A 7,457-nucleotide genomic window follows, 5' to 3' on the forward strand; every position below is an offset into this window, starting at 1 on the left:
TAACCTAGTAATCAAAACTGGGTTGGAGAAATGTTTTTCAACCTGAGCAAAACCCCATTGCATGAGGGGAAATTCTAACCTTACGATTCGGTCTGTTTCCGGATTCGAATTTAAAGTTGGGTTAAGTATGGAATTGCCTTCCCTGCAAAAATTATCAATTCCGGTTTGGGTTTGGGTTTGACGCCATACATGAACACCTATTAAATCCTTGTTTAAAAAGGGGAAATGAAGAAGCAGGCTCAAGGAAAATAAACCAAGAAAGAAGAGGAAAGTGGATGGAAATATACCTTTTTGGATATCCATCGTTGATTACCTTTCGTATTCTTTCTTAAGTTTTGAAAATTTCAATGGATTGGCATTGATTTCCTGGTATCCCATTCGCTGGCGAAAAATATCAATGGCCAGGAAAATGGATTGGCGGAAAGAATGCTCCGATGCAAGATTTTTTCCGGCAATATCATAACCTGTTCCATGATCTGGAGAGGTTCGGACAATTGGCAAACCGGCGGTAAAATTTACGCCATAATCAAATGCCATAGATTTAAATGGCGTAAGTCCTTGGTCGTGATACATTGCCAGAACCGCATCGAATTGCCGGTATTGTCCGGAACCGAAGAAACCATCGGAAGAATAAGGGCCGAATGCTAATATTTGCTCATTAAAAGCCCGGTTGATAGCCGGAATAATAATTTCTTTTTCTTCCTTTCCAATAGTACCGTTATCCCCTGCGTGTGGATTTAATCCGAGCACAGCAATTTTCGGTTTACGGATACCAAAATCTTTGATTAAACTTTGGTTTAAGATTCGAAGTTTTGAATTGATTTTTTCTTGAGTAATGCTTTGAGCAACAGAAGAAATAGGCAAATGTCCGGTAACCAATCCAACTTTTAATGAATCACTTACCAACAGCATCATGTGTTCTTTTCCTTCGAAGGTTTGGGCCAAATATTCGGTATGTCCGGGAAATCGGAATTGGTCGCTTTGGATGTTGTTTTTATTGATTGGAGCGGTTACCAAAACATCAATTTGGCCTTGTTTTAAATCATTCACTGCGGCTTGAAGGGACAACAAAGCATATTTTCCCCCTTCCTTGGTAGATTGGCCTAAATTAATTGGCACTTCTTCGTCCCAAATTTGGACCATATTTGCCAGTTTAGGGTTGGCATCTTCTGCTTTTTTTATTGGATTAAATGCCCAGTCGTTAATACCTAAAACTTTTCTATGATAGGAAGAAACCTTGGTATTTCCATAAGCGATTGGGGTGCAAAATTCCAAAATTTCCTTGTCCAGCAAGGTTTTTACGATTACTTCAATTCCAATACCGTTAATATCTCCCAGGGAGATTCCAACTTTAATTTTATGGGGATGTTCACTCACGTTAATTCGCTATTATCTGGCTTGGTAATTTTTTAAAAAATCAAATAGTAATCTTACTCCTACACCTGTTCCACCTTTTGTGAGGTAACCTTCTTTAGAATCAATGAATGCCGGACCTGCGATATCGAGATGAATGTAAGGGTAATCGGTAAAGTGTTGGAGGAATTTCCCGGCAGTGATTGCCCCGGCGATTGGACCTCCAATATTTTTCATATCGGCAATTTCGCTTTTGAGTAAATCGGCATATTCATCCCAAAATGGGAATTCTGCTATTCTTTCATAAACTTGATTTCCGCTGTTTTTGAGGGCAGATTTTTGTTCATCTGAAGCATTACCCATCATCACGGTTCCATATTTGCCAATGGCAACCATGGCCGCACCGGTTAAGGTAGCTAAATCGATAACTAATTCGGGTTTATATTGTTTTGCATAAACCAGTGCATCGGCCAGAATTAAGCGCCCTTCTGCGTCGGTATTTAAGACTTCAATAGTAGTTCCATCCGAAATGGTGATAATATCGCCAGGAACGTAGGCTTTGCCATCCGGACGGTTATCGGTTGCCGGAACCAGACCTACTACATGAACTTTTAATTTAGCAGAAGCGATGGCATACATGGTTCCAATTACCGCAGCAGCACCTGCCATATCGCATTTCATGGTATCCATACTGGAAGTTGGTTTGAGGCTTATTCCTCCGGTATCATAAACCACACCTTTTCCAACTAAAACTACCGGTTTTTTATTAATTGCCCCTTTGGGTTTGTATTCCATAATAGTAAAGGTAGGAGGCTCCAAGCTACCCAGGTTTACGGATAATAATCCACCCATTTTTAAACTTTGGATTCTCTTTTTATCCAATACTTCAGTTTTGAATCCGGCAGCTTTTCCTAATTTTTCAGCTTCTTTGGCAAGTTGCACAGCATTAAGAAAATTAACAGGCTCATTTACCAAATCTCTGGCTTTAAGGGTAGCTTCGCTAATTACCTTGATTTCTTCCACTTGTTCGGAACTTAATCCTTTTGAAAAAATGCCAATGGATTGAAGCGAATTGGCTTTGAAATCTTTCTTTTTATTGATGTGTTTGGAAAATTGGTAATTACCCAAAGCCATTCCTTCGGCTACAGCAGCTGCTATTTCCGGTTTGTTTGCTTCATCCAGAATGGTAATAGTATCCTCGCCGGCAACATTAAGTCTAGCGGCAATTTCAGCTCCAACCTTACGAGCCTTTTCTAATTGGATATATTGGTCCTTTTCAGAATGGGTATCAACTAAAAATACCCAACGATTGTATTGGTTGATGGCTATGGCTTGTCCATCTTTTTTTTCAAGCTTTTTTGAAACATAGGCTAATTCATTTTTGGATAAATTTAATTGGTTCCAGTCAGCCTTGGTATCGAACAAATAAAATAAGTTTCCTGTTTTGGAAATACTGTTCAGTTTTTTTATTGCTAGGGGATTCATTCAGAATTTTAAGGACGGCAAATTTAGCAGCATTCTTGACACTAGGGCTAAAAATATCGGATGGTGTTAAGTGGAAAAAAACTTTCAAAAAAATGTCAGATCAATGTAACCGAATGGAATTTCAATCAGTTAAAGAAACCTATAAAACAGATTTGGAATATGAAAACAGTTTACATTAAAAGCACTAACAAAACCCCGGAAGTTAATATGGATTTAGCATCAGGTGAATTTAAAATAGCCGGACGATCCATTGCAGAAAATCCCAAAGAGTTTTATGAACCAATCATACGTGAGATTGAAAATTATGCCGAGAAGCCTAAAAGTAAATCTGTATTTGAAATTTATTTTGAATATTTAAGTACAGCTTCTACCATTTTCGTAATGAAAATTTTAACGGCTTTAAAGAAACTTTCTGAATCCGGAAAAAAGGTTGAATTGATTTTACAATATGATGATGACGACACTGATATGCTGGAAAAATTTCAAGCTATGAGTCAGATTGTCAATGTGGATGCCAGATTTCAACCAGTTGCTGCCTGATTACAATCCAATATTAAAACCAAATCGTATAATTGGATTGATGTAGGGGGTGTATTTGGATTCTGTAAAATTGAATAATCCCATCAAATAGACCGAGGAATTACCTCCAAGGGATTGCTGATAACCACCACCGGCCATGAGACTATTGACCCAAACTCGATTGTTTAGGTCGTCGTAGCGTTGCATGTTTAGCATTTCGTTTTCTGCGTGGACAAATATGCCTTTCCAAACGATGTAGCGTAAAAATACTCTACCACCATAAATATTTGTTTGGAATTTGGGGTAACCGGAATAACGTTGGCTAAAATAGATATAGGTAACACCTACTCCTGCCCAAAAATTATCGGTAATTCGATAGCCAAATTGTGGAGATAAATTGATGTTGGTTATGGTTCCAAACGATAAACCAAAGCCTCCGCCTGTAAAACTACGTTTCCAAAACCCTTCTTTTTTTTGAACAGGCTTACTTGCTTTTGTATCTGCGGCTTTTTTTTCTGTAGGTTTTGATAAAGAATCTTTACCCGATTCAATTATCTTATTTAAGCTATCCGGCTCTTGTCCGGGTAAATTAAATCTTCTATTTTGAGCATTGGCAGCCACCAAACTTAAACAAGTAACTAGTAGGAGAATAATTTGCTTCATGTCTTAAGTTGCAAAGGTAGAAGGCATTAATCAAACCAATTTACAATTTCCGTTAATTCAATGGATTTCTTTTCTTCCCCTTGAATATCTTTAAAGATTTTACCGCTTTTCATCATCACCATTCGGTCACCAAAATGCTTGGCATCTTTTAATTGATGGGTAACCATAAAGGTTGTCCAACCCATTTCTTCATGAAATTGTTGAGCAAATTCCATGATTAATTTGGATGTTTTGGGATCTAAAGCAGCCGTCGGTTCATCCATTAATACAAGCTTGGCTTCAGTCATGGTGGCCATTAATAAGGTTAATGCCTGTCGCTGTCCACCGGATAGCAAACCCATACGCTGATCTAACTTGTTTTCAAGTCCTAGCTTTAGGAGTTTCACCTTGGACTGAACTAATTCCTGAAAGCTTTTTCCGGTATGGATACCTAAGCCTTTGGTAGTGTTTCGAACTGCTGCCAATCTGAAGTTCTCCAGAATGCTTAATTCAGAAGCAGTTCCTTGAAATGGATCTTGAAAAACCCGGGCTATCCATTTGGAACGACTGTATTCCGGAATCTGCTGAATTTCTTGTTGGTCCAATAGAATTTTACCGGAATCGGGTTGGGTTTTGCCGGAAATTAAATTTAACAAGGTTGATTTGCCGGAACCATTGGATCCCAAAATCGTAACGAATTGCCCTTTGTTTACTTCCCAGTTAAAATCCTGAATTACTTGAATTTTTTCAGCACCAGAACTAAAAGTTTTACTTAAAGATATAAACTTTAACTGACTCATAATTAAACCTTCAAGAGTTTTTCGGCTGCCTTTTCTAACGTTTCATCCTGCTTGGCAAAACAGAATCTTAAAAGTTTATTGTCAACAGGTTTATGGTAAAAAACTGAAATGGGAATGGATGCTACTCCAAATTCTTTGGTGAGTCGAATAGCGAAATCGGTATCTTTTTCTTCTGTAATATTTTTGTAACTCATTAGTTGGAAATACGAGCCTTTGCATTCAATCGGCTGAAACCTGCTTTCCTTGGTTAGTTTCAAAAATAAATCACGTTTAGCCTGGTAAAATTCAGGCAGGTAAGTGTAATTTGCCTTATTCTTTAAAAACTCATTGATGGCCCATTGGAAAGGATGATTGGCTGAAAAAACATTGAATTGATGGACTTTTCTGAATTCTTTCATCAAATTTTCCGGACCAACAATATAGCCCATTTTCCATCCTGTAACATGCAAGGTTTTGCCAAATGAAAATACCACCAGGCTTCGTTCGGCCAGTTTAGGAAACCGCATTACACTTTGATGTTCCAGTTTGTCAAAAATTAAATGTTCATATACCTCATCACTTAAAATAATGATATCGGTATTTTTAGTGATTTTCTCCAACTGAAGCATATCCTGAGCCGAAAGGATGGCAGATGCCGGGTTATGCGGAGTATTGATAATGATCATTTTGGTTTTTTGCCTAATCATTTTCTTTACTTCGTTCCAATCGATATGAAAATCAGGGGCTTTTAATTGGATGTAAATAGGAATACCTCCGCTTAGTTCAATAGCAGGAGCATAGCTATCGTAGCAAGGTTCGAACAACAATACTTCATCTCCTTCCTTTACTAAGGCAGAAATAGCTGTAAATAAGGCCTGTGTTCCGCCGGAAGTGATGGTAATTTCAGTATCGGGATTATATATTGCACTGTACGAATCCTGTATTTTTTCTGACAGGGTTTCTCTTAATTCCAAAAGACCGGGCATTGGTGCATATTGGTTAAGCCCTTTCTTCATAGCTTGGTTGACAAGGGAAACCAATTCTTCAGAACATGGAAAATCCGGAAAACCTTGTGATAAATTGATGGCACCTACCTCATTTGCCAATTTTGACATCACCGTAAAAATGGTGGTTCCGGTATGTGGTAATTTGGATTGAATAACCCCTGGAAATTTAGGCATGAAAGTTCAACGAATTTGGAGGCCCTAAATTATCAGTACCTGCAATTTTGTACAACTCAAGTTTTCAACAATACTTGGGAATGTACTTATATCCTCTGCATTTACCTTGTTTAGAGTTATAAACATTTTTCATTTGGATGAATTATTCCACGTTCTTTGCAAAAATTTTACAAATGATAATTGAAAGTAAATCCGTAGTAGCGGTAAACTATTCCTTGCATGTTAAGGATGAAGAAAATGGTATTGAGCGTCTTATTGACAAATCAAAAGCCGGTGAGCCCTTGGTTTTTATGTTTGGAATGGGTGGAATGATTAAAGGTTTTGAAGATGCCCTGGCAGGGAAAAAGCAAGGTGATAAATTTGATTTTTGGGTGGCTCCTGAAGAAGGTTATGGTGATTATTATGAAGATGATATTGCCGAAGTGCCATTGGATATTTTTAAAGATAAGGATGGGAAAATTGATTACAACTGGCTAAAACCTGGAACTTCCATTCCAATGCGCAACAACGAAGGTCATACCTTACGCGGTAAAGTGCTCGAAGTTGGGGATTCAGTTGTAGTAATGGATTTTAACCATGAATTAGCCGGTGAAGATCTTCATTTTACAGTAGAAGTTGTTGGCGTTCGTGGAGCTACCATTGAAGAAATAGCCCATGGTCATGCCCACGGTTGGGAAGGCGGTCACCACCACCACTAAACACTTTGGTTTGAATTGGTCCTCTTTACCGGAGGTTCAAAACAAACGCAGTATCTGTAAAGTATAGTAACTGAAATTGGTCGAAAATCATCTGGGTTTCCAATTGCCAATTTTGATTAGCCTTTACAGTACAGAAAACCGAATAATTAGAATAATCGTCCGTTTTTACGGATTGTTCTAACAAAATAGCCCCGTTTGAGTATTTCAAACGGGGCTTCTTTTGTAAAGATAATTTTCTCTAAAACAAAGAGAATGCTTTGGGTTAATTGTATTTCAGTCTTATTGAGTTTTACAATCCTCTAAAATACTCCAAAACTTCACGGGCTTGTTCTTGAGTTAATTGTTGATTGGTCATTTGAACATTTCCGTGGTTGGCCAACAACTTTTTGGCTATTTCATTGTTCTTGGTCATTTCCTCCGGATTTAAAATCATATTCATTATCCATTCAGGAGATCTTCTTTTTGTGACCCCAGCCAAGGCCGGACCCAGCAATTTGGCATCAATTTTATGGCATGCCACACATTTTGATTCAAAAGTTGCCTTGCCTTTATCTGCCATGGCTTGATTAACCTCGCCAAGCTCAATACTGGTTACCGGTCCAATACCTTTGTCGCTCAAAGGGTCAGGTTCCGGTGCTGCCGTTTCTTGTGCCGGTGGAGTGGATGCATTTTCGGCAGGCTGTTGTTTTTCGCCTGAACATCCAATAAACATAGCTGCCGCAAAGGCTAAGCTAATTCCAGTTGCATTTCGTTTTATACTCATTTTGTTTAAATTTTTAAACCTTTTTAGGTTAATTTGT

9 protein-coding genes are annotated in these 7,457 nt (G+C 38.2%); 2 read left to right on the forward strand and 7 right to left on the reverse strand.

Annotation, left to right across the window (positions count from 1 at the left end):
- The 3 genes from K1X82_13960 to K1X82_13970 all read right to left on the reverse strand — a co-directional run.
- On the reverse strand, positions 1-303 hold a 303-nt coding region (locus tag K1X82_13960), incomplete at its 3' end, for a hypothetical protein (protein MBX7183211.1).
- Positions 304-309: 6 nt separating this feature from the next.
- Entirely contained in the window at positions 310-1,383 is a 1,074-nt protein-coding gene (gene pdxA / locus K1X82_13965) for a 4-hydroxythreonine-4-phosphate dehydrogenase PdxA (GenBank protein MBX7183212.1), read from the reverse strand.
- A gap of 6 nt (positions 1,384-1,389) precedes the next feature.
- Complete coding sequence (locus K1X82_13970; GenBank protein ID MBX7183213.1) at positions 1,390-2,838, reverse strand: leucyl aminopeptidase; 1,449 nt, start codon at positions 2,836-2,838, stop codon at positions 1,390-1,392.
- A gap of 159 nt (positions 2,839-2,997) precedes the next feature.
- Between K1X82_13970 and K1X82_13975 the strand changes: the two genes are divergently transcribed.
- A complete protein-coding gene (locus K1X82_13975) occupies positions 2,998-3,378 on the forward strand; it encodes a DUF1987 domain-containing protein (GenBank protein MBX7183214.1) in 381 nt (126 codons plus the stop codon).
- Here the strand turns inward: K1X82_13975 and K1X82_13980 are convergent, their stop codons facing one another.
- The 3 genes from K1X82_13980 to K1X82_13990 are packed head-to-tail and all read right to left on the reverse strand — an operon-like array spanning position 3,379 to position 5,959.
- The gene (locus K1X82_13980) at positions 3,379-4,020 is read right to left on the reverse strand and encodes a hypothetical protein (GenBank protein MBX7183215.1); all 642 of its coding nucleotides are present in this window, start codon (positions 4,018-4,020) and stop codon (positions 3,379-3,381) included. It abuts the gene before it with no gap.
- 26 nt (positions 4,021-4,046) lie between these two features.
- Positions 4,047-4,799, reverse strand: a complete 753-nt coding sequence (locus K1X82_13985) for an ATP-binding cassette domain-containing protein (protein MBX7183216.1) — start codon at positions 4,797-4,799, stop codon at positions 4,047-4,049.
- A gap of 2 nt (positions 4,800-4,801) precedes the next feature.
- Positions 4,802-5,959 (reverse strand): methionine aminotransferase, encoded by a 1,158-nt coding sequence (locus tag K1X82_13990; protein MBX7183217.1) that lies wholly within the window; start codon positions 5,957-5,959, stop codon positions 4,802-4,804.
- 173 nt (positions 5,960-6,132) lie between these two features.
- Between K1X82_13990 and K1X82_13995 the strand changes: the two genes are divergently transcribed.
- Positions 6,133-6,657 carry a peptidylprolyl isomerase gene (locus K1X82_13995; GenBank protein ID MBX7183218.1) on the forward strand — a complete coding sequence of 175 codons (525 nt, stop codon included), beginning with the start codon at positions 6,133-6,135 and terminating at the stop codon, positions 6,655-6,657.
- A gap of 289 nt (positions 6,658-6,946) precedes the next feature.
- On the opposite strand, the gene K1X82_14000 is transcribed toward K1X82_13995, so the two are convergent.
- A complete protein-coding gene (locus K1X82_14000) occupies positions 6,947-7,420 on the reverse strand; it encodes a c-type cytochrome (GenBank protein MBX7183219.1) in 474 nt (157 codons plus the stop codon).
- Positions 7,421-7,457: the final 37 nt, after the last annotated feature.

Source organism: Bacteroidia bacterium (assembly GCA_019695265.1).
Lineage (GTDB): Bacteria > Bacteroidota > Bacteroidia > JAIBAJ01 > JAIBAJ01 > JAIBAJ01.

Bases quoted from the DNA above. Each gene is read 5' to 3' on its own strand.
- K1X82_13995 (MBX7183218.1), top strand. From the start codon at position 6,133: ATGATAATTGAAAGTAAATCCGTAGTAGCGGTAAACTATTCCTTGCAT.
- K1X82_13975 (MBX7183214.1), top strand. From the start codon at position 2,998: ATGAAAACAGTTTACATTAAAAGCACTAACAAAACCCCGGAAGTTAAT.
- K1X82_13970 (MBX7183213.1), bottom strand. From the start codon at position 2,838: ATGAATCCCCTAGCAATAAAAAAACTGAACAGTATTTCCAAAACAGGA.
- K1X82_14000 (MBX7183219.1), bottom strand. From the start codon at position 7,420: ATGAGTATAAAACGAAATGCAACTGGAATTAGCTTAGCCTTTGCGGCA.
- K1X82_13980 (MBX7183215.1), bottom strand. From the start codon at position 4,020: ATGAAGCAAATTATTCTCCTACTAGTTACTTGTTTAAGTTTGGTGGCT.
- K1X82_13985 (MBX7183216.1), bottom strand. From the start codon at position 4,799: ATGAGTCAGTTAAAGTTTATATCTTTAAGTAAAACTTTTAGTTCTGGT.
- K1X82_13990 (MBX7183217.1), bottom strand. From the start codon at position 5,959: ATGCCTAAATTTCCAGGGGTTATTCAATCCAAATTACCACATACCGGA.